Source organism: Thioalkalivibrio sp. ALJ24 (assembly GCF_000377785.1).
Taxonomy (GTDB): domain Bacteria; phylum Pseudomonadota; class Gammaproteobacteria; order Ectothiorhodospirales; family Ectothiorhodospiraceae; genus Thioalkalivibrio.
Window position 1 is genome coordinate 75,657 of record NZ_KB898729.1, and the last position, 26,684, is coordinate 102,340.

Consider the following 26,684-nt stretch of genomic DNA (forward strand, 5'->3'; position numbering starts at 1 on the left):
CCGGCGCAGAAAACCGGCGGCGGCCTTGCCCCCGCACCCGAAACCCGGTTGTATACGGGGTAACGGGGAGAGCAACGGGGGCGGCGACGGAATGCGCTTCTTCGAATACCAGGACCGGGCACGCCGGCGGCTGACGCTGCTGCTGGGGCTGTTCGTGCTGGTGGTGGTGCTGATGGTGGCACTGCTCAATCTCCTGCTGCTGTACACCCTGGTCGAACCTTGGCACGAGCTGCAGCAGCTCTTGCCCACGGCCGAGATGCTCGCGGAGCACCGTGTTTTCCTGTTCTGGACCACTGGCCTGGCGATGCTGGTCATCGCCGCGGCCAGCCTGTGGCGCCTGTATCAGCTGCGCCGCGCCGGCGGCGGGCGCGGCATCGCGCACGAGATGGGCGGCGATCCGGTGGACGCCGAGCCCGAGGATCCGAAGAACCGGCGGCTGCGCAACATCGTCGAGGAGATGGCGATCGCCTCCGGGCTGCCGGTTCCGGCGATCTTCGTGCTGGAACGCGAGCTGGGCATCAACGCCTTCGCCGCCGGCTTCACCCCGCATGACGCGGCCATCGCGGTGACACGCGGGGCGATCGAGAGCCTCGACCGGCAGGAACTGAAAGCGGTGGTCGCGCACGAGTTCGGCCATATCCGGGCCGGCGACATGCGCCTGAATACCCAGCTGGTCGGCATCCTCTTTGGCATCGAGATGATCGCGCTGCTGGGCCTGGGCATGCTGCCCGGGCGCCGCGCACGCAACACCGAGGACCACAAACGTGGGCCGATCTGGTTCAACTTCGCGCTGGTGGCCGCCGGTGCGGTTGGCCTGCTCGGCGGGCGCCTGATCCGCGCGGCCATTGCGCGCGAACAGGAGCACCGGGCGGACGCCCACGCGGTACAGTTCACCCGCAACGCGGATGGCATGGCCGGTGCACTGCGCAAGGTGGCCGCGCGCTACGCCGGGCTCAACGCCAGCCCGGCGATGGTCGGACACATGCTGTTCGCCAACGGCGCCATCGATCAGCTGCTGGCCACCCATCCACCGCTGAAGCAACGCCTGGAGCGACTGGGACAGCCGCTCGACGAGGAGGCTCTGGAACGCCTGGGCCGCGAGACCACCGACCGTGTGCGACGTGCGGTGACCGACCGCGAGCGCCGGCGCCGCGAGCAGGAAGCCGCCGAACAGAAACGGGAGGAGGAGGAGCGCAACGGCCCCCTCGGCAACGCCTTCGCGGCGCTCCCCGGTGGCATGGCCGCCGCCCTGCTGGCCGCTCTGCCGGGCGAGCTGGCGCGGTCCGCCCGCAATCCCCACTGGGTCGCCGAACTGGCGCTCTACCTGATCCTGCACCCCGACCCCGAGGTGCGCGAGGATCAGCTGCTGATGATCCTGGAGACCCGCGGTGCCGACAGCGAACAGCGGGTACGCCAGCTCGGCGCGATGATCCCGGCGCCAGCACCCGAGCACCGCCTGCCGCTGATCGAGATGGCCTTTCCCGCCCTTGCCCGGCTGGGGCGCGACGAGCAGCGGGCGCTGGCCGGGCTCGTCAATCGCCTGATCCATGCCGACGGGCGCCTGTCACCCACCGAATATGCCCTGGGACGCATGCTGGTCGAACACCTCGACGGGCGCCATGCCCGCCGGAACGACAGGGCGCAGCGCCGCAAGGCCGCCCCCGCGGAGAAGGACGCACGCCACCGCGACAACGCGGCTCGCTATCTGCTGGCGACCCTCGCGCTGCACGGCCACCCGGATGACCCGGAGGCGGCGGAGGCCGCACTGATCGCCGGCCTGGGCCGCTTCACCGGCAGCCTGCCGTTCAGCGCCCCCATCCCCGAGGAACTGCGTCAGGCCAGCCAGTCCGCGGCCTGGGCACGCATCCTCGACCGCGCGCTGGAGCGCCTCGCCCGAATGCCGCGCAATGACCGCGAGCGGCTGCTTCAGGCCATGGACGATACCATTCAGCAGCGCGGCGACCCCACCGCGGAACAGCGCGAGCTGGTACGCATGATGGCCGCCTCGCTGCACCTGAACGTGCCGCTGCCGGATGCCGGCGAACTGTTCGACGCCGGCCATTGAAGGATTTCGGGCCCCGCCGCTCCGCCGGGCATCCACCCCAACGAAAGAAGGCCCGCATCTCGCGATGCGGGCCTTCCCGTTACAGCCGCTGGCTGAGACTCGCGCAGTGCGCGAGATCAGAAGCTGTAGTGCATGCCGACCATGAAGACGTTGTTGGATCCCGTGGGGTCTTCATCATCATCCACCGGTCCAAAGCCGACAGGATCACCGCCGGTATCACGCGCACGCTCCACCGGGATGGCGCCCGTGCCCTCTTCCTCGTAGTAGTACTCGGCGAAGAACATCAGGGCGTCGTTGAAGTGGAAGTCGTAGCCCAGGTGGAATACGTCCTCACCGTAGTTGTCGACGTTGGCCACCATGCCCTTGAAGGTGTGCTGACCCCAGTCATAGGCGGCGTAGACATTCGCGGCGATGTCACCATCTTCGCCGTAGCCGTCATCGATGTCGGAATCGTAGTACTCGACCTTCGCGGACAGCGACAGGTCGCCCATGGTGTGCATCGCGGAAAAGCCGTACAGACGCTCGTTATTATCACCGCGAATGTCGTCGATACCGATCGCGAAGGTGGTGTCCTCGATCGTGTAGGACCCGGTCAGCTGGTAGCGGTCGTCATCGCTACCGAGACAATTCCCATCATCATCAAATGCATCATCGCACGCTCCCGAATTCGCGCTGTAGGCGGCGCCAAAGGAAAAGCCGTTGAAGTCGGGGGAGTAGTAGAACAGGGTGTCGCTTTCGCGGAACGTGGTGTAGGTCGCGAAGCCCGACTGGAAGGAGCTGAACATGTCGACCGGGAACGCGATCGCGTTGTAGTACGGCATCCAGTCACGGCCATAGGCGAAGGTGCCGGCCACATCGGATTCGAGACCGATCTTGGCGATGCGGATGTCCTCACCATCATCGTTGGAACGATCACCCGCAAAGGGATCCTGCACACGGCCATTGGCCAGGTCCAGCGGCATCTCGAGCTGGGCAAAAGCACCCAGGCCGTCGTTCAGGGGCATGTCGGCGGTAAAGCCCACCCGCGAGTAGGCGTCACGGAAGCCATCGTAGCTGCTTTCGCCTTCCGGATCGGCGGCTTCGTACTGGATCCGCAGGGAGCCGTAGAAATCCCAGTCGATCGGGCCGGCGCCTTCTTCCTGGGCCATCGCCATGCCGGGGGCGGCCAGGGTCGCGGCGACTGCCGCGGCAAGCATCTTCCTGTTCATCATCTGTCTGTCCTCGCGCTGTCTTCGGGAAACTCGTCAGGGGCCGGGACCGACGGGGCCGCCCGGCAGGTGTGCGCCATCTGCAACTGCTGCGCGCGGAACATCGCGGACGATCGATTCCACTGCACACCAGAGTGCTTATATAAACGAAGACTAATTCGTTGTAAAGGGCCCACACACATGTGCAGATTCTGTGTATTCCACGCGACACACAGGGGTACTCGCCGCCCGGGGACCGGCACCGGCAACGGGTAGCGCGAACGCACGGCGACATGGTGCGGTCACAGCCCTGAAACCTTCGGATTGCGCCAGGAATATTTTTGCGCAAAAATAATGCCTCGATTCAGCCACCATCGGAAAACGCATGTCGTCCCCCAGCGCCACCCGGAAACAATCTGAAGCCCCGACCGGTGGTGAAGAACCCTCCCGCTCGGTGATCCGCCAGCTGCGGGTGATCATTCGCGCGCTGCAGGGCCACTCTCGTTCGGTGGAACGGGCCTGCGGGATCAGCGCGTCCCAGCTGTGGGCGCTGTGGGAACTGCAGCGTACGCCCGGCCTGAACGTGAGCGACCTGTCCCGGCGGCTGTCGGTGCATGCCTCCACCACCTCCAACCTGCTGGACAAGCTGGAGCAGCAGGGGCTGATCGAGCGCCGCCGTCCGGAGCGCGACCAGCGCATCGTGCGCCTGTACGTGACTGCGGCCGGCCAGGAACTGCTGGAACGCGCCCCGGCGGCCCCCCAGGGCGAGCTCAATCGGGCGCTGGAGGCGATGCCCCCCGAGGAACTGGCCGAACTCGACCACAACCTGGCCCTGCTGGTGGAAACCATGCAGTCCACCGAGCAGCGCGCCGGTCTCAAGCCCTTCGAGGGCGGGGCCTGAGCGGCATGCTCCGGCTCGCCGTCCACCCCGTCCGCTTCCTGCTGCTGGTACTGGCGCTCGTCCTGCTGGCCGGCCCGGCCCTGGCCGAGCCCCGCTTTGACGATCCGCCCGAGCACTCCGCCGATGGCGGCTTCACCCTGCACTGGGAAGCCCCCGGGGCGGTGGTGCTGGAGCGTGCCAGCGGCCCCGACTTCGACGATGCCCGCGTCATCTACGAGGGCGGCGACGCCAGCCGCGTGATCAGCGGCCTGCCGGACGGCGAATATCGTTTCCGTCTGCGCGCCGCCGACGCCGACGAGGATGCCTGGAGCGACCGCATCACGGTCGAGGTCGAGCATCACAGCCTCGCGCGCGCCTTCGGTTTCTTCGCCGTCGGCGCCGCCGTGTTCCTGGTGCTGATCTTCGCGCTGCTGCGGGGCCGCCCGCGCGGCTGACTCCCATTCCCCGGGCCTGCGTGCCCGGCCAACCGGAGACCCTCATGCACGATTTCACCATCAACATGCCGCGCCTGCAGCAGGACATTAACGACCTCGCGCAGATCGGCCGCGATGCCGACCGCGGCCTGCACCGCCGCGCGTTCTCCGACGGTGACCGGGCCGGGCGCGAGTGGTTCCGCCACCGCCTGGAGGCGGCCGGACTGGATGTCTGGCAGGACGGGGCGGCCAACCTGCACGGCCGCCTGCAGTACGACGGCCGGCGGCCGGTGGTGGCGATGGGCTCGCATCTCGATACGGTGCCCGGCGGCGGCCCGCTGGACGGCGCGCTGGGCGTGCTGATCGGACTCGAGGTCCTGCGCACCACGCAGGAACAGGGCATCGAGCTGCAGTATCCGCTGGAGGTGATCGACTTCACCGACGAGGAAGGACGCTTCGGCGGGATGTTCGGCTCCCAGGCGATGGCCGGCAAACTGACCCCGGAAAGCATCAGCCATGCGCGCGACCTGGAGGGCGTGACGCTGGTGGATGCGATGGCGGCCTGGGGCCTGAACGCGGATGACGCACTGGTCGCCCGGCGCGACCCGAACACCCTGCACGCCTTTATCGAGACCCACATCGAACAGGGGCCGGTACTGGACCGGCGCGGCCTGAGCGTGGGGGTGGTGGAGGCCATCACCGGGCTGTTCAAGTGGGAGGTGCGGCTGAAGGGCCAGCCCAACCACGCGGGTACCACGCCGATGGACATGCGCGCCGACGCGTTCCAGGGCCTGGCGGAGTTCGGCGGCGAGATCGACCGCCTGCTGGAGGAACACGGCAGCCCCAACTCGCGCGCGACCATCGGCCGCGTGGAGCTGTCGCCGGGGGCGCCGAACACCGTGCCCGGAACGGCGACCTTTTCGTTCGAGGTGCGCGACACCGACGAGAAGGTGCTGACCGCACTGGCGCACGCGGCGCGGCGCACGCTCTCCAGCCTGGCCCGGCGGCGCGACCTGATGTTCGAGTTCGACGTGCTCTCGGAGATCGATCCGGTGCGCTGCGACACCGGCATCGTGCAGACCATCGAGGGCCAGGCCGAACGCATGGGGCTGGAATACATCACCATGCCCAGCGGCGCGGCGCACGACACCCAGAGCATGAGTGCGATCACCCGCACCGGGATGATCTTCGTGCCCAGCCTGCAGGGGCGTTCCCATTCGGCCGCGGAATGGACAAACTGGGAGGACATCGAGACCGGCGCCAACCTGGCCCTGCACAGTGCGCTGGCACTGGCGGCCCCGCAGTAGCGCCACCCCAACCGATCGAGGAGCCCGCGGCATGGCCGACGACAACGTTTCCCGCCTGACCGACTACGACTCCCTGGACCCGCTGCGCGAGCAGTACCAGGAGAGCCTGATCAGCAAGCCGGTGCTGCGCCGCGAACTGCGCGAGCACCATGTCGCCCTGCTGTGCATCGACCTGCAGTACCTCGACGCCGCGCGCGGCCACGGGGTGTTCGCGGATTCGGCCGAATCCGGCATCCCGGTGGAGGCCCAGGAATACTATTTTCACCGCCTGGAGGAGACCGTCCTGCCGAACGTGCGCCGGCTGCAGGATGCCTTCCGCGACCAGGAGATGGAGGTCATCCACACCCGCATCCGGTCACTGACCCGCGACGGGCGCGACCGCAGCCCCGGGCACAAGCGCCTGGGGCTGCACGCGGGCCCGGGCAGCAAGGACGCCGAGTTCGTTGAACAGGTCGCGCCGCAGGGCGACGAGATCGTCCTCGACAAGACCGCGAGCGGCGTGTTCAACTCGACCAATCTGCATTACATCCTGCGGAACCTGGAGATTTCCGCCCTGTTCATCGTTGGCGTGTACAGCAACGAATGCGTCTCCACCGCGGTGCGTGACGCCTGTGACCTGGGCTTCTACGTGACGCTCATCGAGGACTGCTGTGCGACGGTGACCCCCGAGATGCAACGCGCCACCATCACCACCATCAAGGACCGTTACGCCCGCGTGATGACCACGGACGAGGCGATCCAGGAGATCACGAAGGTGCGGGAGGCGTCGTGACCGCCCTCGAGGAGCCCATCCTCCCGACCTCCGTCGCCTGGGGGCTGCTCGCGGCCTTCAGCATTCTGTGGGTCGCGCTGGGCGCCTGGCTGGGACGCCGCAACTACACCGCCGCCGACCACATGCTGGCCGGGCGCAACGTGGGGCTGGCCCTGGCCAGCGCCACCGCGATGGCCACCTGGGTCACCGCCAACACCACCATGACCGCCCCGCAGCTCGCGCTGGAACTGGGCGTGTGGGGCATGCTGGGCTACTCGCTGGGCGCGCTGGGCCTGATCCTGTTCGCCCCGCTGGCGCGGCGCATCCGCGAGCTGATGCCGCACGGCTTTACCTCCGGGGATTTCATCCGCCTGCGCTACGGGACCTTCACCTGGCGGGTGTTCCTCGGTGTATCCCTGATCTACGCCTTCGGCTGGCTGATCTCCATGGCGATGGCCGGCGGGGTGCTGATCAACGCCCTGGCCGGGATCGACTACCGCGTGGGCATGACCGTGATCCTGACGGTGTGCGTGATCTACACCCTGCTGGGCGGGCTGCGCGCGGTGATCGGCACCGACTTCATCCAGACGGTGATCATCATCGGCGGCGCCGCTTTCCTCGCCTGGATGACCATCGACCGGGTGGGCTTCGAGGCGATCCATTTCGATCTGATGGAAGAGCGTCCGGAACTGCTGAGCCTGCTGTTCCCGGCGGCGATCATGTTCCTGTTCAACAACCTGCTGTTCGGGGTGGGCGAGATCTTCCACTCCAACGTGTGGTGGTCGCGCGCCTTCGCCTTCGGCCGTAACGTGGGCTTCCGCGCCTACCTGCTGGGCGGGCTGCTGTGGCTGCCGATCCCGATCGTGGCCGGCTTCGTGGCGCTGGCCACCCCGGCGCTGGGCATCAACGTGCCGGCGGCGGACATGGTCGGCCCGCTGGTGGCCGCCGAGGTGCTCGGCCTGACCGGGGCGATCGTGGTCTTCATCGTGGTGTTCGCCGCGCTGGCGTCCAGCCTCGACTCGCTGCTCGCCGCCACTTCGGACCTGGTCACCCGCGACATCTACCGCGGGCACATCCATCCGCAGGCCTCGCAGGAGGCGCAGCTGCGGGCGACCAAGGTGATCGTGGTGCTGCTGGGGCTGCTGACCTGGCTGGCCGCCAGCTATCGCGGCGAGGTGCCGGTGGTCGGTTCGCTCGCGGCCCTGCTGTATTTCACCGGCGCCTTCGTGGCCAGCGCGATCTGGCCCATCGTGGCCGGACTGTACTGGCGCCGCGCCAACCCGCAGGCGGCCGCCTGGGCGATGCTGCTGGGCTCCGGGCTGGGTCTGGCCAGCTACTTCATGATCGGCTGGTACGTGGCCGCCCTGGTAGGCGCGGCGGTCTCGCTGGTGGTGATGGTCGCCGGCACCTGGCTGTTCCCGCGGCCGTTCGACTGGGACCGGCTGGCGCGCGATGACCACGACGCGCCCGCCGGCCGCGACACCCCGGAGGTGGCGACATGACGATCCCGGTAACCGCACTGGCGACCATCGTGATCATCGCGACCACGGTCGCGACCCTGACCCCGATCCTGCTGATCGCCCTGTTCATCCGTGACTGGAAGAGAGGATGCCTCTGGTGAATCCCGATGACCCGCTGAACACCCTCAAGCCGCGGGACGGTGCCGCCGGCACCGATCGCCCGCGCGCCCTGCTGGAGGCGGTGGAGGAAAACCCCGACCCGCTGCTCAAGCTGGCCGCCTCGCACGTGGTCTCCAGCCGGCAGTTCACACGCGAGGAGCTGCTGCAGCTGTTCCGCCTGGCGGCGCAGTACGAGACCACGCCGGCGCTGGTGCATCTGCCGCTGGCCGGCAAGATCCTGATCAGTGCGTTCTACGAGCCGTCCACCCGCACGCGGCTGTCGTTCGAGAGCGCCTGGCACCGGCTCGGGGGATCGGTAATGTCGATCACCGATCCGAAGAGCACCGGCATCGCCAAGGGCGAATCGCTGGCCGACATCGCGGAGATGTTCAACAACTACGGCGACGTGCTGGTGCTGCGTTCCTCGGACGGCGAGGCCGTGCACGACATGCTCGAGAACCTGCGCATCCCGCTGGTCAACGCCGGCAACGGGATCGACGAGCACCCGACCCAGGCGCTGGCGGATGTGTACACCCTGGCCAAGTGGCGCCCGGAGGTGTTCCTGCCCGACTGCCCGCCGGAAAAGCACATCAAGCTGGGGGTCGTCGGCGTGCCTTCGCGCATGCGCACGGTGCGCAGCCTGCTGAGCATGCTGAGCCTGTTCCCCGAGGCGATCGACGAGATCGTGGTGATCTCGCGCGAGGAGGAGAACTTCGACCCCGAGCAGCGCGAGCTGCTGGAGGGCGCGGGCCTGAAGCTGCGCGTGGTGAACGACCTGGACCCGGTGCTGCCGGAGCTGGACGTCGTCTACATCAACGCCATCGCCTGGGTCGGCGACACCTTCGAGTCCATGGGCGAGGGCCTGAACCTGAACCGCGAGTCGCCGCTGAAGGAGGGTGCCGTCATCATGCATCCGCTGGCGCGCGGCGCGGAGCTGTCGACCGATCTCGACGACACCCCGCACAACTGGTACTTCGCCCAGGCGCGCGGGGCGGTGTTCGTGCGCATGGCCCTGCTGACCACGGTGGTGCGCCGGATCAGCGCGGTGATGGACACCCCGGAGGGCTGACCCCCCGATTGTATGATTGCCTGACTGACCGCGAGCGGCGCGGCGACCCGGCCCCGCTCGCCCCCGATGGATAACTCAAGGAGACACCCCCATGTGCGGCATTGGCGGCATCTTTCACGCCGACCCGGAACGTCCGGTCGATGCACAGACCCTAGTCAACATGGCCGCGATCCAGTACCACCGCGGCCCCGACGGCTTTGGCTACAAGATCCAGGATGATCGCGGCGTGGGCTTCAGTCACGCGCGGCTGTCGATCATCGACCTCGACGAGAACCGCGGGCGCCAGCCGTTCACCATGAGCAACGGCGAGATCATGACCGCGGTCAACGGCGAGCTGTACGACTACAAGCGCATCCGCACCGATCTGACCTCGCGCGGGGTGAAGTTCCGCACCAAGAGCGATTCCGAGATGGTGATGCACCTTTACCAGCGCGAGGGGCTGGAGGATGCGCTGAAGTACTTCCGCGGCGAGTTCGCGATCTCGCTGTACGACCGCAAGCACGACCGCCTGGTGCTGGCACGCGACCGCTTCGGCATCAAGCCGCTGTACTTCACCGAGACCGCCGGCGGCAGCTTCGTGTTCGGCTCCGAACTGAAGGTCCTGTTCGCCAACCCCGACGTGCAGCGGCGCTTCTCCGACGACGGCCTGTACCACCAGCTGATGCAGACCATGGTGCCGGGCACCACCGCCTTCGAGGGCATCCACCAGGTCAAGCCCGGCCACGTGGTCATCGTCGAGCGCGCCCACGGCAAGCTGAAGATCCGCCAGGAGAAATACTGGGACATGGACTTCCCGCTGGCCTCGGAGCGCCCGCCGGAAAGCGAGACCGACGAGGAGTACTGGATCGAGGGGGTGCGCGACAAGCTGATGGAGGCCACCCAGCTGCGCCTGGAGGCCGACGTGCCGGTCGCCTGCTACCTCTCCGGGGGGATCGACTCCTGCATCACCCTGGGCCTGGCCTCGGCCAGCCAGCAGGCGCCGGTGAAGGCCTTCACCATCGGCTTCGACAACGACGACTACGACGAGACCGCCATCGCCCGCGAGATGGCCGAGAGCGTGGGCGCCGACCAGGACATCATGTCGCTGGACGCCGACCACCTGTACGACAACTTCGAGGAGGCGCTCTGGCACGCCGAGCGCACCATCTACAACACCCTGGCGGTGGCCAAGCTGCTGATGAGCCGGCACGTGAACCGCGCCGGCTACAAGGTGGTGGTGACCGGCGAGGGCTCGGACGAGCTGTTCGGCGGCTACCCGGCGTTTCGCCGCGACATGTTCATGCACGGGCTGGACACCCTGCCGGAGGCCGACCGTGCCGCCTGGCAGCAGATGCTCAACGAGTCCAACGAACTGGTCTCCGGGGCGATGCTGGCCGAGGACGAGGTCTCCGACCCCGACTTCAACCGCATGATGGGCTTCACCCCGTCCTGCCTGCAGCCCTGGCTGGCGGCCGCCGAGCACGTACCCGGCCTGCTGCATCCGAAGCGGCGCAAGCGCATGAAGGACTACAAGCCGGGCAAGGCCATCGCCGACGCCCTGGACGACGACATGCTGGAAGGGCGGCATCCACTGGACAAGGCCCAGTACGTGTGGATCAAGACCATGCTGGAGGGCCAGATCCTGACCTGGGGCGGCGACCGCATGGACATGGCCAACTCCATGGAGGCGCGCCCGCCGTTCCTCGACCACCACCTGGCCGAGTTCGCCGCGCATCTGCCGCCGACCATGCGCATCAAGGGCCGCAACGAAAAGTACGTGCTGCGCGAGTCGATGAAGGGCCTGCTGCCCAAGGTGCTGTACGAGCGCGAGAAATTCCCGTTCATGGCGCCACCGGCCCACACCGACCCGACCAAATGGGCGGCGATGAAGGCCCTGGCGGATCGCTACCTGTCGGAGGACAAGGTCGCCGAGGCCGGGCTGCTGGACCCCGAGGGGGTGCGTCAGGTGTTCGAGATCCACGAGTCGGAAGAGACCCCGGCGGCGACCCAGGTGCAGCTGGACGCGGTGATCAACCACATGATCGGGGTACAGGTGCTGCACGAGCAGTTCGTGGCCACCGACATCCCCGCGCTGGCGGCGCAGAAGGCCCGCGAATTCGGCTGGAGCGCCTGAACTCACCAGGAGGCCGGGAAGGCCCCGAAGGAACACCGTGACCGAAGACACCGGGGATACCCATGCCCTGCGCCTGCAGGCGATCGCGGACACCACTCAGGAGGTGTTTGTCCTGCTCGACAGCAACGGGCGGATCGAGTACGTCAACGCCGCGCTGAAGCGTGTACTGGGTTATGAGCCCCGGACCCTGCTGGGACTGCCGCTGCACGAAACGTTCGCACCGGCGGAACACATGGACGCGATCCGCGCGGGTTACGAGGATTTTCGACATACCGGCACCGGTCCCGTGGTGGGACGGGTGCATGAACTGGAGGCGGTGCACGCGGACGGCTATCGGGTACCCGTGGAGCTGTCGGTCTCGGCCTTGTGGCTGGACGGGGAGTGGCATGCGGTCGGCGTCATGCGCGACATTTCGGCGCGGCGGCGCGTGGAACAGGCCCTGCGTACCGAGCGCGAACGCAACGATGCCCGCGCGCGTCTGGAAGCCACCGTCTTCAATGCCACCAGCGACGGCGTCCTCATTACCGACGGGGACGAGCGCATCGAGGCCGTCAACCGGGCGTTTGCCGAGATCACCGGATATCCGGAGGATGAAGTCCTCGGCCGGACCCCGAGCTTCCTGAAGTCCGGGCGGCAGGATGCAGCCTTCTACCGCGAAATGCGGGAGGAGCTGGAAACGGTCGGCGAGTGGAACGGGGAACTCGTCAACCGCCGCCGTGACGGCAGTGTCTACCCCCAGTGGACCCGCATCAACGCCGTTCGGGACCCGCAGGGCCGGGTCCGCCACTATGTCGCGGTCTTCTCCGACCTCACCGATCTGCGCGCCTCGCAGGAACGCATCGAGCGCCTGGTCCACCGCGACCCGGTCACTGACCTGCCCAACCGCCTGCTGTTTCGCACCCGCCTGGAACAGGTGCTGGCGGCGCAGGGCCGACGGGGCGACGGGGCGGCCGTACTGCACCTGGGGCTGGACGGCTTCAAGCACGTCAACGAGAGCCTCGGTCACCGGTTCGGCGACCGGCTGCTGCGGGCCATGGGCGAACGACTGAACTCAATGATCCGCCCCACGGAGACCCTGGCGCGGCTGGGCGGGGACGAATTCGCGATCATGGTAGATGGAGAGGAACGCGCGATGCTGCTGGCCGAGGCCCTGCTGCGCCAGGTCGCGCAGACCCTTGAGCTGGACGGCGAAACCCTGTTCCTGACCACCAGCGTGGGCATCGCCTGCAGCCCGCGGGATGGCCACGATGTCGAATCGCTGATGCGCAATGCCGCCGCGGCCGTGCACGAAGCCAAGGCCGCCGGCGGCAACGCCTGGCGGGGCTATTCCCGCGAACAGACCACTCTCGCAACCGATCGCGTGCGGCTGACCGGGCGGCTGCGCGAGGCGCTCGACGCCGATGAGCTGGTCCTCCACTACCAGCCACAGGTCAGCCTCGCTGACGGCCGGATCATCGGAGTGGAGGCCCTGGTCCGCTGGCAGCATCCGGAATCCGGCCCGATCTCGCCGGATCGCTTCATTACGGTGGCCGAACAGAGCGGGCTGATCGCCGCGCTCGGCGAACAGGTCCTGCAGAAGGCCTGCCGTCAGGCACGGGAGTGGCGGGACAATGGCGTGGGCTTTGGCCACGTGGCGGTCAACATCTCCCCCGCACAGATCCGCCGCAGCACCGTCGCCGCCCAGGTGTCCGGGGCACTGGAAAAAAGCGGCCTGCCCCCGCACTGCCTGCAGGCGGAGATCACCGAAAGCATCGCCATGGACCGCCGCGGCGAGGCCCCAGGATTCCTGCAGGCCATGCAGGAGCTGGGCGTACGCCTGGCGATGGACGATTTCGGCACCGGTTACTCGTCGCTGGCGTATCTGCGCGACCTGCCCTTCGACACGCTCAAGTTGGATCGCATTTTCGTGAAATCGCTGCCCAATTCGTCATCGGACGCCGCCATCGCCGAGGCCATCTGCACCCTCGGTCGCCGCCTGGGACTGGAGGTTCTGGCCGAGGGCGTGGAAACCCCGGCGCAGGCCGACACCCTGCGCGGCTTCGGCTGCACCTCGGCCCAGGGCTTCCTGTTCTCCCGGCCGGTCCCGGCCGAACAGCTGCCCGCCACCCTTCAGCGCCTCACGGATCAACTGCCCGCCGGTCCGTCTCGTGGTCAGTCTTCGTCTGCCACCTCGGGCTCGGTACGCGAATAGACGTACGCCACGCCACTCAGGCGGCGATTCAGCTCCTGGAAGCCATCGAGCACCTCCCAGGCCGGATAGGGCAGACCGGCCTGGGCGCGCTTCGCCCGGATCAGCCAGCGGCTGTTCTCCTGCTTGCGCTCGAGGATCTTGCGGCCCAGCTCGGGACGTTCGCGCATCAGCATCCGCGCCACGGTGTTCATCTGCTGGGAGAGCCGGTTGGCGGCCTCCTCGAGCAGCGGATGCGCGGAGGCCACCGCCTCGGGGTGGTCGCGCACCAGGCGTTCGACATCGTGGTAGAGACCGGGCCCCAGCGTGCGCACGATCACCGGAAGCTCGCGCATCAGATCGTCCAGCGTCTCCTTGAGGATCTGATCCTCCTCGTCCAGCGCATCGTCGGGGATCGCATCCAGGAACTCCACCAGCTCGTCGCGGGCCTGCAGCACGTGCCAGCGGCGTTCGTCCATCTCCCGTCGCAGGACCGGCGGCGCATCGCCCTCGGAAAGGGCGTGCATCGCCCGGTCGCGGAGCAGATGCAGCTGGTCGAAGACCTTGAGCGTTTCGCGCAATACGGCATTGATCGCCAGCGCCGGATTCTGCTGCAGGAGCGGATCGAGGCTGGTGGGCGCGGAGGGCTCGGCGGCCACCGGATCGGGAACCAGCGAACGGACCATATGCCCCAGCACCGCTGCGAAGAGGATCGCACCGCTGGCCACCAGATTGAACAGCGTATGGCCCCAGGCCGCCTGCTGCGGGAGCGTACCGGGGAGGATCTCCGGTGATTCCAGCGGGAGATGCAGCAGCACGGCGGCCAGAACGACCACCAGCGGCCCTTTGACCAGCAGGCTGGCCAGCCCCAGACGGCGCCCCTGAAGATCCCCCCACCCGGCGATCAGTACCGTGAGGACCAGACCGATGTTCGCCCCCAGGACCCACAGTAGCAGCATGGTGAGATCCACCTGGCCGGTGGCCACCAGTGCCAGGGCAAGCGCGATCGAAGCGGTCGCGCTCTGCATCAGCAGGGTGAGCAATGCGGCCCCGATCAGGAACAGCAGCGGTAGTTCACCCAGCGCGGCGAACAGATTGACCACGGCCGGATCACTGCCAAGCGTGCGCGCGGCATCGCCCAGCAGCCCCATCCCCAGCAGCATGAAACCGAAGGCCAGCAGGGCCTGCCCGATCCCGCGCGGGCGCGGCGCCTCCACGTAGAGGAACAGGATCGCGCCCGCGGCCACGAACAGGCCGGCAAACGCCTGCAGGTCGAAGGACAGCACCTGGATCAGCGCGGTCGTACCCAGCTGCGCCCCCAGCAGGACCGCGAGCACGTTCTCCCAGGCGACGTTCCCGCGCCGGGTCATCTGCACCGACAGCAGCGCCGCGGCCGTCGACGACGGCATCACGACCCCGCCAGCGATACCACCGATCCATGCCCGCGGACGGGTGCGCGTGAACCCCTGCAGCCAGTCGATCAGGTCGCCGCCCATCACGCGTGCGAACCCCTTGCGCAGAAAGCGCAGGCCGAACAGGATCAGCAGGACGCCGGCGACGAGATTGATGGTTTCCATCAAGGCACCTCGGGATGGTTGGCTCCCGGTTCAAGGGTATCGGGGCCTTGCCGGTGGCGCAGGGCGGGCCAAAAGGAAACGGGCCGTTTCCGCGTACGACTCGGAAGACGGCCCGCCAGCGGATACCCTGTTGGCCGGGTGTCAGAAGGTGAAAGTGTACCCCGCGGCCAGCAGGTCGTCCGCGCCGCTCTCGTCGCGCGAGGCGTAGGTCAGCGAGAAGGTGCCGTAATCGGAGGCGTAGGCCGCACCCAGCTCCCAGAACTTCGCACCGTTGTCGTCGGCCGGATCGTCATAACCCAGGGTGCCGAAGAGCTCGGTGCGCGGAGCGACCTCGTGCTCGGCCCCGAGCGACCAGACCCGGCTTCCCTCGGCGTCGCGGTCATCGGCATGGGCGACGTAGGCCACCTCGGCCGACAGCATCTGCCAGCCTACCCCGAAGAACACCTCGCCCTCGTCTTCGTCGTCGAGGCTGGAGTGATACGCGTATTCATAACCGAACTCGATTCCCACCGGGCCGGCATCGAAGCCGTAACCGACGAACGGAATCACCTCGGTACCGTTGCCACTGCCGAGGCTGGAAGCCTCCCAGCCGGTGAAGATGCCATTGGCGAACCCGAGCTCGAGACCGCCCTGCACCACCGGGTCGTTGTCGGACGCGCTGGCGCCGTCGTCGATATAGTCGGTGAACACGCCGACGTGGAACTCGGCGTCCACGGCCTGGGCCGCCGGGGCCCCGAAGACCAGGGCGCCGGTGATGGCGGCGGCCAGCAGGCCGCGCCGGAAGTTGCGATGCTGCGTCATGTCGATGTCCCTCTTGTTTTGCGTAGATCGTCGGGGTCGTGCCGCCGGTGGTGGGCCACCGGCGGCACGCCGGGTTATTGCCGGATTACACCGGCATGTGGCCGCTCAGCAGCCAGGCCGCCATGCCGAAGTAGACCGCCAGACCGGTGAAGTCCTTGATGGTGGTGATGAACGGGTCGGCACCGGGCGCGTGGTCCACCCCGATCTTCAGCAGCACCCACGGCAGCAGGAAGCCCAGGATCGAAGCGGTGAACACGGAGAAGAACAGCGCCGTGCCGACCACGAAGCCCAGCTCCGGGATGTCGTTCGGTGCCCCCTGCCAGAAGTGGGCAATGATCCCGGCCAGCACGGCCATGATGACCCCCATGGCCAGACCCACGCCCCCTTCACGCAACAGATGGTTACGGAAGAAGCGGCTCAGGTTGATATGCCCCAGCGCCAGCCCGCGGGCAAAGATCGTGGTCGACTGGGTACCCACATTACCGCCCATGTCCATCACCAGCGGGATGAAGATCGCCAGCGCGACCACCGCTGCCAGGGTGTCCTCGAAGAAATCGATCACCCCGCCCACGGCCAGACCGCCCGCCAGCGTCACCATGAGGAAGGCCATGCGCACCTTGACCGCGTAGCCGATCCCCCCGGAGGTGAGCTTCTCCGAACGCACGACATCCTTGTGGTGCAGCAGGTCGCCGATCCCCGCCTTCTTGTAGAAGTCCTCCGAGGTGTCTTCCTCGAGCACGTCCATCGCATCGTCGATGCGCAGCACGCCCACCAGCACGCCGTCGGCATCCAGCACCGGCAGCCAGGGCAGGTCGGTACGCTGCAGCAGGCGCGCGGCCTCTACCTTGTCGCCATCCGGCGTGGTGTAGAAATCCTCCATTTCGAGAAGTTCGCCCACCGGCTGTTCCGGTTCGGCGCGGAACACCCGACCCAGGCGTACGAGGCCGCGGTAGTGGTGTTCGCGGTCGGTGATCAGCAGCGCCGCCCCGACATCCTCGGGCATCCGGCGGTCCTCGCGCAGGCGCGCGGTGACCTCGCCGACGGTCTCCTCCGGGGTCACCCAGAACAGCGGGCGCCGCATGACCCGGGCCACGGTGTCCTCGTCCTGGCGCCACAGGGCGTGGACCTTGTCGCGCTTCGGTGCCGGAAGCGCGTTCAGCAGATCGGAGGACAGGGATTTGCTGGCCAGGTTCAGGGCACGCGCGAGGGTGTAGGCCGGCAGGCGCTGCACCAGTTCACGCGCCTCGGTCTGCGGCATGTTCTCCAGCAGGATCGCCTGCTCTTCATCGTCCATCGCGAGGAAGACGGCGCGGCGCTCGGCGGCGTCCACGCCTTCCAGCAGGGTCCAGCGGGTACGCGGGTCCAGTTCGGCCAGGCGTTCGGCCGTGATCGCCGGCACCGGGTGCATCAGTTCGGCCCGGGCGCGCTCCAGCTCGCCCGCATCGATCATTTCAAGAATGGTGTCGTTCATTGCAATGCTCCTCGTACTTGTAAAGTAAAAGTCACGCGGGGCAACGCAAAAGACAAAACATTCCCGTGACCGCCGACGGCGGCCCCTTTACCGGACCCCCTTCAGCGATGTGAACATTTTTACTTTTTCATTACTGCCCCGCGACGGGATTAAAGGTCGCGATCCGGGGTCGTCATCGTCCTGTGGCATACAGGCCTCCTGTTTTGACTGTGAACGCAGTTCCGGGACATGCGGCCGCAACGGCCACGCGCATACGCACGCGCCGACATCGGCAACGGTCCGAAGGGGGCTGGGACGACACGGCAATGGCCACACGGGCTCGGATGCGCAGAAGCCGCGCGTGACGCAGAAGGCCGGTTCGGGAAGAGAGAGCCCGGAGGGGGCTTCAGGAAGGGGACAGAGGATTTCGACCGTCCCCGGAGTCACACATATCGCTGACACCGGGGACCGTCGTGGCCCGATCAACGGGCGAGGAGGCTCCGATGGCAACGATATGCATGCTCGCTCCGGTCACCGACCCGGCGATCATGCAAGTATCGACAACAACAACCCATCATCGGGACCTCTGCTCTGGAACACGGGATCAATTTTACATATCCGGGGCCGGAACACAAACCCAAAAACAAAATTTCTGCGTGTCCGGAGCAAACGGTGGCGAAGAGAACGCGGGCATGCGAGCACGCAGATCCGTCAGTGTCTGCCGAAACGGCGCATCCACTGGCGCAGGCGACCGGGGCCGAAGCCGTGGACGCGCTTGAACGCCTTGCGAAACGCAGGCTCGGAGGCATACCCCACCTGCTCCATGACCCCGGCCACGGATTCCCGGCCATCCCGCAGCAGGCGTTCGGCGAGCACCATCCGCCACTGGGTGAGGTACTCGATGGGGGACTGGCCCACCAGCGCGTGAAAGCGCTCGGCAAAACTGCTGCGTGACATCGCGGCCTCGCCGGCCAGACCCTCCAGCGTCCAGGCCGCCTCGGGGCGGGCGTGCAGCGCATCCAGCGCACGCCGGATCCGCTCGTCGGCCAGGGCCGCCATCAGGGAACCGGGAGGCGGTTCCCCGGCGCGGCAGACATGGTGGCGGACGGCCATCACGAACAGGGTATCCGCGAGGCGATCCAGCACGGGGCGATAGCCGGGCGGGCGCTCCATCAGTTCAATGAACATCAGTCGCGCCAGATGCCCGAGGCGCTCCCCCGCCTCGGCGTGGCGAATGATGACGCAGCCGGGCAAGCCGGACAGCACCGGGTTGCGGCGGCCGGAATCGAATTCGAAATGGCCGCACAAAAGCTGCGTGACCGCGGCATGATCCGGGTCCTCGCCGGTCACCAGGTTCAGGTGGTTGGCGGGATCCTCCCAGGAATCGCGGCTGGACAGCAGGTGCCAGTCATCGTGGGGCAGCAACAGCAGATCCCCGGCCTCCAGACGCCGCACCGGGGCATCCACCATGTGGAGGTAACAGCCGCCTTCGCCCACCAGATGGAAGCTTGCGTTCCCCGTCCCCGAGGTGCCCAGCTGCCACTCGCCGCACAGGCGGGGGTTGGTGTCGATCCGCGCCCGCAGGTTGTACGCGGCCAGCACGGTGGAGAGCACATCGTCGACGGGCATCGGGTCCATGGCGGGTTGCTCCGGATTTGCTGCACACAGGCCCAGCCTAACCCGACAGTCGCGCAGAAACCGTCAGGGGAACCACGGATACCGGTTCCGGACGATCGAGCATAAACCCTGGCCCCGTGGACCTCCCGGTTTCCACTGCACCGATCCAGACTTCAGGTAACGGATCGACGCAGGGAGGAACCAGCATGGAAACCACACGGACCCTGGCCATCGGTGCCCAGCGGGCACTGGACACCACCCGCGGGGCGGATTTCCTGGCCCCGCTGCTTCTGCGGCTCTATCTGGCGCCCGTCTTCTGGATGGCGGGAACCAACAAGCTGGACGGCCTGCTGCCGTCCGAACAGGTGGTGATGTGGTTCGGCAACCCGGACTGGGGGCTGGGGATGCCGTTTCCGTACCTGATGGTCCTGCTGTCCGCCTACGCGGAGATCCTCGGCGCGCTCGCCCTGCTCCTGGGACTGGCCACCCGCTGGGCCACCATCCCGCTGATGATCACGATGGTGGTGGCGGCCGTCACCGTGCATCTGGAGCACGGCTGGCAACGCATCTCCGACCCGATGATGTGCCTGTTCAACTGCGACGGGATCGCCGAGGCGCAACAGCGCCTGGACCGGGCGAAGTCGATCCTGCAGGAACACGGCAACTACGACTGGCTCACCGAGGCCGGCAACTTCGCAATCGTCAACAACGGCATCGAGATGGCCGCGACGTACTTCGTGATGCTGCTGGCGCTGTTTTTCATCGGAGCCGGCCGCTATCTGAGTCTTGATTACTACATCCGCCGCCGGTTCATGCACCGCGGATGAGAGCGAAAGCCGCCGCAAGCGGCTATAACCACCGAGGGCCCCGGGCTCGCAATCGAGAGGAAACCACCATGAAAGACGAACTGTTCTCCATGAAATCCCTGGCCGGTGCGGCCGGCGCCGCCGCAGTCGGCCTGGCCATGTCCACCACGCCCGCGTTCGCCTCGGCCGATCTGGATCACGGCTATCAGCAGGCCGGCGGGTACACCCAGCTCGCCGAAGGGGCCTGCGGTGAAGGCACCTGCGGGGCCAGCGACGACGGCGACAAGGACAGCGAAGGCGCCTGTGGCGAAGGCACCTGCGGCGGCTCGGACGAATCCGACGACAAGGATTCGGAAGGCGCCTGCGGGGAGGGAACCTGTGGCGGCTGAGCGTCTCGCTCCGGTCTGCCCGGCCCGCGTCAGCGGCGCCGGGCTCGGCCTGCGGCGGGGCCTCCTGGCCCCGCTGGCCGAGGCGCCGGAGGCGAGCGACGCCCCGGGGTTCTTCGAGGCCGCGCCGGAAAACTGGATGCACCTGAGCGGGCGCCTGGGCCGGGTCTTCCGCCAATATACGGAAGCACACCCGTTTGCCTGTCACGGGCTGTCCCTGGACATTGGCGGACCGCGCCCGCTCGACCGGGAATTCCTGGCAGCACTGCGGCGCTTTCTCGACACCCATGGCATCGACGACTACAGCGAACACCTGTCGTCCTGCGGCGACGGCTCGGGCCATCTCTACGACCTGATGCCACTGCCGTTCACCGAAGAGGCCGTGCACCACGTGGCGGACCGCGTCCGCACGGTTCAGGATGTGCTCGGTCGGCGTATGGCCCTGGAAAACGTGTCCTACTACACGGCCCTGTGGACCGACCTCGACGAAGCGACGTTCATCCGCGCCGTGCTGGAGGAGGCCGACTGCGATCTCCTGCTGGATGTGAACAACATCGTGGTCAACAGCGTGAATCACGGCTATGACGCCGCGACCTTCCTCGATTCGCTCCCGCTGGAGCGGGTGCGGTACATCCACATCGCCGGGCACGACGACGAAGCCCCGGACCTCAAGGTCGACACCCACGGCCAGCCGGTGGGAGACGAGGCCTGGGCCCTGCTGGCACGCGCCTTCGACCGCCTGGGACCGGTGCCGACCCTGCTGGAGCGGGATTTCAACCTGCCGCCGCTGGAGGAACTGCTGGCGGAGGTCGAGGCCATCCGGCAGTTGCAACAAGCGGTGCCGCGGCAGGACCGACTTGCCGGGGTGGAACATGCCTGACACGGACGCCCGGGCGCTCCAAGAGGCCTTCGCCCGCCACCTGCGCGACCCGGACCGATACCCGCCGCCGGAGGGGCTGGAGGACCGCCGACTGGCGATCTACCGGCGACTGTTCATCAACAATGTGGCGGGCCTGCTGGGGCGCGGCTTTCCGGTGCTGCGCAGGACACTGACGGAAGACCCGTGGCTGGCGCTGGTGCGCGATTTCTATCGCGACCACGGCTGCCGCACGCCGTATTTTCCGCAACTGGGCAACGAATTCGTGAGCTATCTGTCCGACGGGCGTCCGGCCGCCGCCGGCGACCCGCCATTTCTTGCGGAGCTGGCGCACTACGAGCGCGTGGAGACCGAACTGTTCTACGCCGACGAGGAGCCGGACGAAGCCTGCGACCCCGAAGGCGACGTGCTGGCTGACATCCCTGTTTTCTCGCCCGCGGCCCGCCTGCTGGCCTACCGCTTCCCGGTCCATCGGATCGGGCCGGAGTTTCGCCCGGAGGCCCCGGGCGATTCACCCACCCTGCTGCTCGCCTGTCGCGCACCGGATGATCGCATCCGCTTCGCCGAGCTGAACCCGCTGGGCGCGCGTCTGCTGTGGCGCATCATCGAAGAGCCGGCGGCGGGCCACGAGCAGATCCGGCGCGTGGCCGGCGACTTCGGACTCGAGGCCACCCCCGAGCTGACGGCCAGCGGTCACGATCTGCTGACGCATTATCGCGGCCTCGGGGCCATCCTCGGCACGCGGGCAGCCATGGACTAAGTCCAGGCCGCCACCGCGCTGCGGTAGAACCCGGGGTCGGTGGTGGTGGCGCCCTGCAGGGTGCACACGCGGGCGGCGAATTCGAGCGCCCGGTGCAGGGTGCCTTCCCAGCCCCAGCCGCGGCGCAGCCCCAGGATGGCGACGCTGGCGAAGGCGTCGCCGGCGCCCACGGCATCCTGCATGCCCTCTACCACCGGGGCGCGGGCGCTCACGGGCTGACCGGCCCGCGGATGAATCTCGGCGCCGTCGGCGCCCAGGGTGACGATCAGCGCGGACTGGATGTCGCAGGCCTGCAGGCAGTGATCGGCGCGCTCCGCCGCCGGGGTGTCCGGGAACAGCGTGGCCAGCTCGTCGGCGTTCAGCTTGACCACGTCGGCACCGCGGAGCAGGTCGCGCACGTCCTGCGGGTCGTACCACGGCTCGCGCAGGTTGGCGTCGACAAAGCGGCGTTCGCAGCGCCGGCGCAGGGCCGCCAGCTGCTCGCGGTTGCCGCTGCGCAGGGCCAGCGTGCCGTGATAGAGCAGCGGGATGCGGGCGGGCACCGCGGGATCCACCGCCGCGGGCAGGTCGTCATAGGCCTGGTCGGGCAGGATGTGGTAGGCGGGCTCGCCGGCCTCCACCGTCACCTGCACGGCGCCGGTGGGGGCCTGCGGATGCGTAAACAGCGCATCCTCCGCCAGGCCGACCTCGCGCATGGCCTCGCGCACGCGCGCGCCGGCGGCGTCGTTTCCGAGACCGCCGACGAACAGCACCGGCTCGCCCAGCTGATGGAGATTCCAGGCCACATTGAAGGGCGCGCCGCCCAGGACCTCGCGACCATCCGGGAAACGGTCGAACAGCACCTCGCCGAAGACAACGTCGGGGGCATCGGCCATGCTCTTTCCCTCCTTGCGTTCGTGACGGGTTATCCGGAGGAGACCGCGACGATGCGATCCCGGCCCTGACGCTTGGCCGCCAGCAGGGCCTTGTCCGCGAGTTCGAACGCGCTCCCCTCCGGGGCGTCCGCGCGGATATCCGCGACCCCGCCGGAGATGGTCACCTTCAGCCGCTTGCTGCCCGCCTTCACCTGGATGGAGGCGACCTCGCGGCGCAGGCAATCGGCCAGGTCGCGGGCCGCCTCCAGCGGCTGGTGCACGACCATCACGAATTCCTCGCCGCCGTAGCGGGCGACGAAATCGGGTTTCTGGACACCTTCCGCCAGGACCTCGGCGACCGCCCGCAGGATTCGGTCGCCGGAGGTATGGCCGTACTCGTCGTTCACGCGCTTGAAATGATCGATGTCCCAGACGATCAGTGACACCGGGCCGGCGTCGGGCCGCAGCTCGGCCATGCGCTGATCGAACGCGTTCCGGTTGAGCAGACCGGTGAGCTTGTCACGGCTGGCCTCGTCACGGGCCTCCGACAGGCGATCGCGTAGATCGGCGACCTGGCGCGCCAGCTGCTGACTGCGCGTGCGAAGGGCACGATTGCGTTCCATCGCCGCCAGCAGCTCGGCCTCGCGGGTGTCGCGGAAATCCTTCACCCGGTCCGCGACGCCGTCCAGACCGTCGATCACCTCGCGGCGCATGGTGTCGATATCGGTGATGTCGATCACGCGCCCCTTGATGGTGCTGACATCGCCGGTGATGTTCTTCTGCAGCTCACGAATGGATTCCTTCGTGCGTTCGGAATGATCCTGATCGGCGGACAGGGCCGAATCGACGTCGTTCAGGCGCGAGCGGATCTCGCTCATCACCTCGGTCAGCTGTTCGCGTTCGGCCAGGGCCTGGCCGCAGTTCTCCTCCAGCGCGGAGAAGACTCGCGCAAGGTTGCGCCGGACCAGGTCGGTGTCGCCGCGCTCCGCCGACTGGCGCACACCGGCGAGGTCCTCGGCGAGAAACGGGAAGGTGCCCAGGCCGGTCTGGACCGCGGACAGCACAGCCTCGTCCATCGCTTCGCGCTGATCGTGCTGACGCATGGTGTCCGCCAGACGCGCGCTCATGCGATCAAGTGCCCGGGTATCTTCGGGATCCTCCTCGATGACACGGGTGAGGTCATGGACCGCGCCCTCGAGATCGGGCTCCCGGGCCGACAGCACGGCCAGCGAGCGCAGGGCCACGCGGCGCAGCGCGCGCATGCGTTCGCGCTCGTTCTGGAGCGCGGTTTCGAGCTCGATGACGGTCCTGCGCAGGTCGTTGTCGGCCATGGGTCTCCCTCGGTCGGGCGCCCATTACAGCCGATGGACGCCGCGAACGCCACCGCCGACGGTGCGGGCGAGGTCAGGCCGGGGCCTGGCGCACATCCAGACGCTCGCCCAACGGCAGCTCGATCTCGACTCCCACCGGCAGGTGATCGGAAAGGGCGACGTTATAGACCCGCATGTCGGAGACGTGCAGGTCCGGGGTCAGCAGGATATGGTCGAAGACACGCTGCGGATCCCAGGCGGGATAGGTGGCGGGACAGGCCATGGGTTCCATCAGCCCGGTGCGCGCGACCAGGCGGCGGATCTCGGGGCTGTCCTGCTGGCAGTTCAGATCGCCCATCACCACCGCGTGCGGCTGGTCCTCGATCCGTTCGGCAACGTAATCCAGCTGCTGGCGACGCGCGCGCCGACTCAGTGCGAGGTGCAGCAGGAACAGCACCAGCTCCTCGCCGTTGCCCATCGCATATCGCGCTTCCACCGCCCCGCGTCCGGGCAACGGCCCCGGCAGGCTGTGCATCTGCACATGCACCGGCTCGACCCGCGAGAACAGCGCGAGCGAATGCTTGGCGATCTGACCCAGGTCGCGGTTGATACGGGTGTAGGCGTGCGGGAACTCGGCGCGTTCCGACAGCCAGTTCGAGAGATCCACGAAGCGCGAACGCAGGCTGCCACCATCCAGCTCCTGCACCCCGACGATGTCGAAATCGCGGATGAAGCGGGCCACCCGCTCGAGGTTGGTCATGCGGCCCCCGTAGGGCAGCACGTGTTTCCAGCTGTTGGTCACGTAATGATGCAGGCGCGACGAGTGGATCCCGACCTGGGCGTTGAAGCTCAGCAGGCGCAGCCGCTGCCCGCCTGATTCGGGCTGCCAGGTCAGTCCCTGGGTGGCTTCCGCGGCGGTTTCTTCCTCGCTGGCGCCGGAGGCGTGTTCCGTCATCATCGCGCGGTCCTCCTCCCGTTGTCCGTTACGGGACGCGTATTCAGAAGGGACAGACGAGATCCCCCAGACGTTCCGTGAGTTTGAGGTTCTCCGAATAGTCTACCGGACAGTCAATGACGGTCACCCCCGGGCGGTTCAGCGCCCCGCGCAGGGCCTCCTCCAGGCTGTCGCCCGGCTGGATGCGGATGCCCTCGGCGCCGAACGAACGGGCGAGGGCGACGAAATCGGGATTGCCGAAGTCCACCGAGGCCTTGCGCCCGTATTCGCGGACCTGTTTCCACTCGATCAGACCATAGGCGCTGTCGTTCCACACCAGCACCACAAAGCTCTGCCCCAGGCGCACCGCGGTCTCCAGCTCCTGGACGTTCATCAGGAACCCGGCGTCCCCGGTAACCGCGACCACCTGACGTTCCGGGTCCAGGGCCGCAGCGGCGATCGCTCCCGGCAGCGCGATGCCCATGCTGGCGAAGCCGTTGGAGATCAGGCAGGTATTCGGCAGTTCGCAGCGGAACATGCGCGCCATCCACAGCTTGTGGGCGCCCACGTCACTGATCACCACCGCATCCAGCGCGGCCGCGGTGCGCAGGTCCCAGATGATCTTCTGCGGCTTCATCGGCACACCGCGATCTTCGCGGTGCTCGTTCATGTCCTCGATCAGCATCTGCCTCAGCGGCCGCAGCACGGTCTCCTCGCGCGGACTGACGCGCGAGGCCAGATCGCGCAGGCAGCTTTCGAGGTCGCCGATCACTTCGGCGCGGACATCGTAATGCCCGTCGATCTCCGCCGGGGAGGCGTCGATATGGATCAGAGTGCACTCGCCTTCCGGATGCCACAGGGACGGGGGATATTCGACCAGGTCGTAACCGATGCACAGGATCACGTCCGCGCGGTCGAATCCGAAATGCACGTAGTCGCGACTCTGCAGCCCCACGCTGCCCAGCGCGAGCGGGTGCCGGAACGGCAGCACGCCCTTGGCCATGAAGGTATTGGCGACCGGGATGTTCAGGGTGGCGGCGAAATGCGCCAGGGCTTCGCTGGCGCCCGAGCGGATGACCCCGTTGCCGGCCAGGATCAGCGGATGGCGGGCGTTCTCCAGCAGCCGCGCGGCGGCCGCCAGCGAAGCCTCGGCGGGCACCGCCGGGGCACCGGAATGCACCGGCAGCGGCGCCTCCGGACAGGGCTGAGAGGCGACGTTCTCCGGTAGCTCGATGAAGCTGGCGCCCGGCTTGCCCCCCTCGGCCCACTTGAAGGCCTTGCGCACGACCTCGGGCAGGATCTCCGGCTCGACCACGCTGGAGGCGTATTTGGTCACCGGACCGAACAGGCCCCGCAGGTCCAGGACCTGATGGGATTCCTTGTGCAGGCGGTGGGTGCTGGCCTGGCCGGCGATGGCCACCAGCGGGGCGTGGTCCATGTTGGCATCGGCCACGCCGGTGATCAGGTTGGTCGCGCCCGGCCCCAGGGTCGCCATGCAGACCCCGGCCCGGCCGGACAGCCGGCCGTGGACGTCGGCCATGAAGGCCGCACCCTGTTCGTGGCGAGTGGTGATGAACTGGATGGGCGAGTCCTCGAGCGCATCGAGGACCGCCATGTTTTCCTCACCGGGCAGGCCGAACACCCGTTCGACCCCTTCCTGCTCCAGGCACTGCACCAGCCGCCCGGCGGTGGTAGGGACGGGTTCGGACATGCGCCCTCG

The 26,684-nt window shown here is 67.8% G+C and carries 23 protein-coding genes; 14 read left to right on the forward strand and 9 right to left on the reverse strand.

The genetic code is table 11. The annotated features are described in order from the left end of the window. Positions 1-91: 91 nt before the first annotated feature. On the forward strand, positions 92-2,065 hold the full coding sequence (locus tag D571_RS0109045; protein ID WP_018936364.1) for a M48 family metalloprotease: 1,974 nt from the start codon (positions 92-94) through the stop codon (positions 2,063-2,065). A gap of 116 nt (positions 2,066-2,181) precedes the next feature. Here the strand turns inward: D571_RS0109045 and D571_RS0109050 are convergent, their stop codons facing one another. After that, a complete protein-coding gene (locus D571_RS0109050) occupies positions 2,182-3,276 on the reverse strand; it encodes a porin (protein ID WP_018936365.1) in 1,095 nt (364 codons plus the stop codon). 361 nt (positions 3,277-3,637) lie between these two features. On the opposite strand from D571_RS0109050, the gene D571_RS0109060 reads away from it, so the two are divergent. The 9 genes from D571_RS0109060 to D571_RS0109100 all read left to right on the forward strand — a co-directional run bounded on the left by D571_RS0109060 (position 3,638) and on the right by D571_RS0109100 (position 13,616). Continuing rightward, a complete protein-coding gene (locus tag D571_RS0109060) occupies positions 3,638-4,153 on the forward strand; it encodes a MarR family winged helix-turn-helix transcriptional regulator (RefSeq protein ID WP_018936367.1) in 516 nt (171 codons plus the stop codon). Between the two features lie 5 nt (positions 4,154-4,158). Next, positions 4,159-4,587: a hypothetical protein gene (locus D571_RS0109065; RefSeq protein ID WP_018936368.1), complete on the forward strand. Its 429-nt coding sequence runs from the start codon at positions 4,159-4,161 to the stop codon at positions 4,585-4,587. A 44-nt stretch (positions 4,588-4,631) separates the two neighbouring features. Then, positions 4,632-5,873: a Zn-dependent hydrolase gene (locus tag D571_RS0109070; protein WP_018936369.1), complete on the forward strand. Its 1,242-nt coding sequence runs from the start codon at positions 4,632-4,634 to the stop codon at positions 5,871-5,873. Positions 5,874-5,904: 31 nt separating this feature from the next. Continuing rightward, on the forward strand, positions 5,905-6,645 hold the full coding sequence (locus tag D571_RS0109075; RefSeq protein ID WP_018936370.1) for a cysteine hydrolase family protein: 741 nt from the start codon (positions 5,905-5,907) through the stop codon (positions 6,643-6,645). Continuing rightward, positions 6,642-8,126 carry a sodium:solute symporter family protein gene (locus D571_RS0109080; protein ID WP_018936371.1) on the forward strand — a complete coding sequence of 495 codons (1,485 nt, stop codon included), beginning with the start codon at positions 6,642-6,644 and terminating at the stop codon, positions 8,124-8,126. Before D571_RS0109075 ends, D571_RS0109080 begins: the two co-directional genes overlap by 4 nt. Continuing rightward, positions 8,123-8,245, forward strand: a complete 123-nt coding sequence (locus D571_RS14580) for a hypothetical protein (RefSeq protein ID WP_018868948.1) — start codon at positions 8,123-8,125, stop codon at positions 8,243-8,245. Before D571_RS0109080 ends, D571_RS14580 begins: the two co-directional genes overlap by 4 nt. Further along, positions 8,233-9,312, forward strand: a complete 1,080-nt coding sequence (locus D571_RS0109090) for an aspartate carbamoyltransferase (protein WP_018936372.1) — start codon at positions 8,233-8,235, stop codon at positions 9,310-9,312. Before D571_RS14580 ends, D571_RS0109090 begins: the two co-directional genes overlap by 13 nt. Positions 9,313-9,403: 91 nt before the next feature. Further along, positions 9,404-11,425, forward strand: coding sequence for an asparagine synthase (glutamine-hydrolyzing) (gene asnB, locus D571_RS0109095; protein WP_018936373.1), 2,022 nt, complete (start codon positions 9,404-9,406; stop codon positions 11,423-11,425). Between the two features lie 37 nt (positions 11,426-11,462). Next, positions 11,463-13,616 carry a bifunctional diguanylate cyclase/phosphodiesterase gene (locus tag D571_RS0109100; RefSeq protein ID WP_018936374.1) on the forward strand — a complete coding sequence of 718 codons (2,154 nt, stop codon included), beginning with the start codon at positions 11,463-11,465 and terminating at the stop codon, positions 13,614-13,616. Here the strand turns inward: D571_RS0109100 and D571_RS0109105 are convergent. The 4 genes from D571_RS0109105 to D571_RS0109120 form a co-directional block, all read right to left on the reverse strand. Then, positions 13,577-15,169 (reverse strand): Na/Pi cotransporter family protein, encoded by a 1,593-nt coding sequence (locus tag D571_RS0109105; RefSeq protein ID WP_018936375.1) that lies wholly within the window; start codon positions 15,167-15,169, stop codon positions 13,577-13,579. The two genes, D571_RS0109100 and D571_RS0109105, sit on opposite strands and share 40 nt — an antisense overlap. A gap of 141 nt (positions 15,170-15,310) precedes the next feature. Then, positions 15,311-15,970: a TorF family putative porin gene (locus tag D571_RS0109110; protein ID WP_018936376.1), complete on the reverse strand. Its 660-nt coding sequence runs from the start codon at positions 15,968-15,970 to the stop codon at positions 15,311-15,313. 85 nt (positions 15,971-16,055) lie between these two features. Continuing rightward, positions 16,056-17,441: a magnesium transporter gene (mgtE, locus tag D571_RS0109115; RefSeq protein WP_018936377.1), complete on the reverse strand. Its 1,386-nt coding sequence runs from the start codon at positions 17,439-17,441 to the stop codon at positions 16,056-16,058. 690 nt (positions 17,442-18,131) lie between these two features. Next, positions 18,132-19,058, reverse strand: coding sequence for an AraC family transcriptional regulator (locus tag D571_RS0109120; RefSeq protein ID WP_018936378.1), 927 nt, complete (start codon positions 19,056-19,058; stop codon positions 18,132-18,134). A 185-nt stretch (positions 19,059-19,243) separates the two neighbouring features. Here D571_RS0109120 and D571_RS0109125 point away from each other — a divergent pair, with 185 nt between their 5' ends. From D571_RS0109125 to D571_RS0109140, 4 genes are all read left to right on the forward strand, one after another. Next, positions 19,244-19,864 (forward strand): DoxX family protein, encoded by a 621-nt coding sequence (locus D571_RS0109125; protein WP_018936379.1) that lies wholly within the window; start codon positions 19,244-19,246, stop codon positions 19,862-19,864. A gap of 68 nt (positions 19,865-19,932) precedes the next feature. Continuing rightward, complete coding sequence (locus D571_RS0109130) at positions 19,933-20,232, forward strand: hypothetical protein (RefSeq protein WP_018936380.1); 300 nt, start codon at positions 19,933-19,935, stop codon at positions 20,230-20,232. Further along, positions 20,222-21,109, forward strand: coding sequence for a DUF692 domain-containing protein (locus D571_RS0109135; protein ID WP_018936381.1), 888 nt, complete (start codon positions 20,222-20,224; stop codon positions 21,107-21,109). Before D571_RS0109130 ends, D571_RS0109135 begins: the two co-directional genes overlap by 11 nt. Next, the gene (locus D571_RS0109140) at positions 21,102-21,866 is read left to right on the forward strand and encodes a DUF2063 domain-containing protein (RefSeq protein WP_018936382.1); all 765 of its coding nucleotides are present in this window, start codon (positions 21,102-21,104) and stop codon (positions 21,864-21,866) included. The genes D571_RS0109135 and D571_RS0109140 overlap by 8 nt, the downstream gene beginning before the upstream one ends. Here D571_RS0109140 and D571_RS0109145 read toward each other — a convergent pair. The 4 genes from D571_RS0109145 to D571_RS0109160 all read right to left on the reverse strand — a co-directional run bounded on the left by D571_RS0109145 (position 21,863) and on the right by D571_RS0109160 (position 26,675). Next, positions 21,863-22,741, reverse strand: a complete 879-nt coding sequence (locus tag D571_RS0109145) for a PfkB family carbohydrate kinase (protein WP_018936383.1) — start codon at positions 22,739-22,741, stop codon at positions 21,863-21,865. The genes D571_RS0109140 and D571_RS0109145 overlap by 4 nt on opposite strands. A gap of 29 nt (positions 22,742-22,770) precedes the next feature. After that, positions 22,771-24,051: a GGDEF domain-containing protein gene (locus D571_RS0109150; RefSeq protein WP_018936384.1), complete on the reverse strand. Its 1,281-nt coding sequence runs from the start codon at positions 24,049-24,051 to the stop codon at positions 22,771-22,773. Between the two features lie 73 nt (positions 24,052-24,124). After that, complete coding sequence (locus tag D571_RS0109155) at positions 24,125-24,985, reverse strand: endonuclease/exonuclease/phosphatase family protein (RefSeq protein ID WP_026287743.1); 861 nt, start codon at positions 24,983-24,985, stop codon at positions 24,125-24,127. A gap of 43 nt (positions 24,986-25,028) precedes the next feature. After that, entirely contained in the window at positions 25,029-26,675 is a 1,647-nt protein-coding gene (locus D571_RS0109160; RefSeq protein ID WP_018936386.1) for an acetolactate synthase large subunit, read from the reverse strand. Positions 26,676-26,684 lie beyond the last annotated feature (9 nt).

What these genes read in the sequence shown, in the direction of transcription:
- D571_RS0109105 (WP_018936375.1), bottom strand. Translation starts at nt 15,169, where the DNA reads ATGGAAACCATCAATCTCGTCGCCGGCGTCCTGCTGATCCTGTTCGGC.
- D571_RS0109110 (WP_018936376.1), bottom strand. Translation starts at nt 15,970, where the DNA reads ATGACGCAGCATCGCAACTTCCGGCGCGGCCTGCTGGCCGCCGCCATC.
- D571_RS0109160 (WP_018936386.1), bottom strand. Translation starts at nt 26,675, where the DNA reads ATGTCCGAACCCGTCCCTACCACCGCCGGGCGGCTGGTGCAGTGCCTG.
- mgtE (WP_018936377.1), bottom strand. Translation starts at nt 17,441, where the DNA reads ATGAACGACACCATTCTTGAAATGATCGATGCGGGCGAGCTGGAGCGC.
- D571_RS14580 (WP_018868948.1), top strand. Translation starts at nt 8,123, where the DNA reads ATGACGATCCCGGTAACCGCACTGGCGACCATCGTGATCATCGCGACC.
- D571_RS0109070 (WP_018936369.1), top strand. Translation starts at nt 4,632, where the DNA reads ATGCACGATTTCACCATCAACATGCCGCGCCTGCAGCAGGACATTAAC.
- D571_RS0109065 (WP_018936368.1), top strand. Translation starts at nt 4,159, where the DNA reads ATGCTCCGGCTCGCCGTCCACCCCGTCCGCTTCCTGCTGCTGGTACTG.
- D571_RS0109045 (WP_018936364.1), top strand. Translation starts at nt 92, where the DNA reads ATGCGCTTCTTCGAATACCAGGACCGGGCACGCCGGCGGCTGACGCTG.
- D571_RS0109130 (WP_018936380.1), top strand. Translation starts at nt 19,933, where the DNA reads ATGAAAGACGAACTGTTCTCCATGAAATCCCTGGCCGGTGCGGCCGGC.
- D571_RS0109155 (WP_026287743.1), bottom strand. Translation starts at nt 24,985, where the DNA reads ATGACGGAACACGCCTCCGGCGCCAGCGAGGAAGAAACCGCCGCGGAA.
- D571_RS0109075 (WP_018936370.1), top strand. Translation starts at nt 5,905, where the DNA reads ATGGCCGACGACAACGTTTCCCGCCTGACCGACTACGACTCCCTGGAC.
- D571_RS0109050 (WP_018936365.1), bottom strand. Translation starts at nt 3,276, where the DNA reads ATGATGAACAGGAAGATGCTTGCCGCGGCAGTCGCCGCGACCCTGGCC.
- D571_RS0109090 (WP_018936372.1), top strand. Translation starts at nt 8,233, where the DNA reads ATGCCTCTGGTGAATCCCGATGACCCGCTGAACACCCTCAAGCCGCGG.
- D571_RS0109140 (WP_018936382.1), top strand. Translation starts at nt 21,102, where the DNA reads ATGCCTGACACGGACGCCCGGGCGCTCCAAGAGGCCTTCGCCCGCCAC.
- D571_RS0109150 (WP_018936384.1), bottom strand. Translation starts at nt 24,051, where the DNA reads ATGGCCGACAACGACCTGCGCAGGACCGTCATCGAGCTCGAAACCGCG.
- D571_RS0109125 (WP_018936379.1), top strand. Translation starts at nt 19,244, where the DNA reads ATGGAAACCACACGGACCCTGGCCATCGGTGCCCAGCGGGCACTGGAC.
- asnB (WP_018936373.1), top strand. Translation starts at nt 9,404, where the DNA reads ATGTGCGGCATTGGCGGCATCTTTCACGCCGACCCGGAACGTCCGGTC.
- D571_RS0109145 (WP_018936383.1), bottom strand. Translation starts at nt 22,741, where the DNA reads ATGGCCGATGCCCCCGACGTTGTCTTCGGCGAGGTGCTGTTCGACCGT.
- D571_RS0109060 (WP_018936367.1), top strand. Translation starts at nt 3,638, where the DNA reads ATGTCGTCCCCCAGCGCCACCCGGAAACAATCTGAAGCCCCGACCGGT.
- D571_RS0109120 (WP_018936378.1), bottom strand. Translation starts at nt 19,058, where the DNA reads ATGGACCCGATGCCCGTCGACGATGTGCTCTCCACCGTGCTGGCCGCG.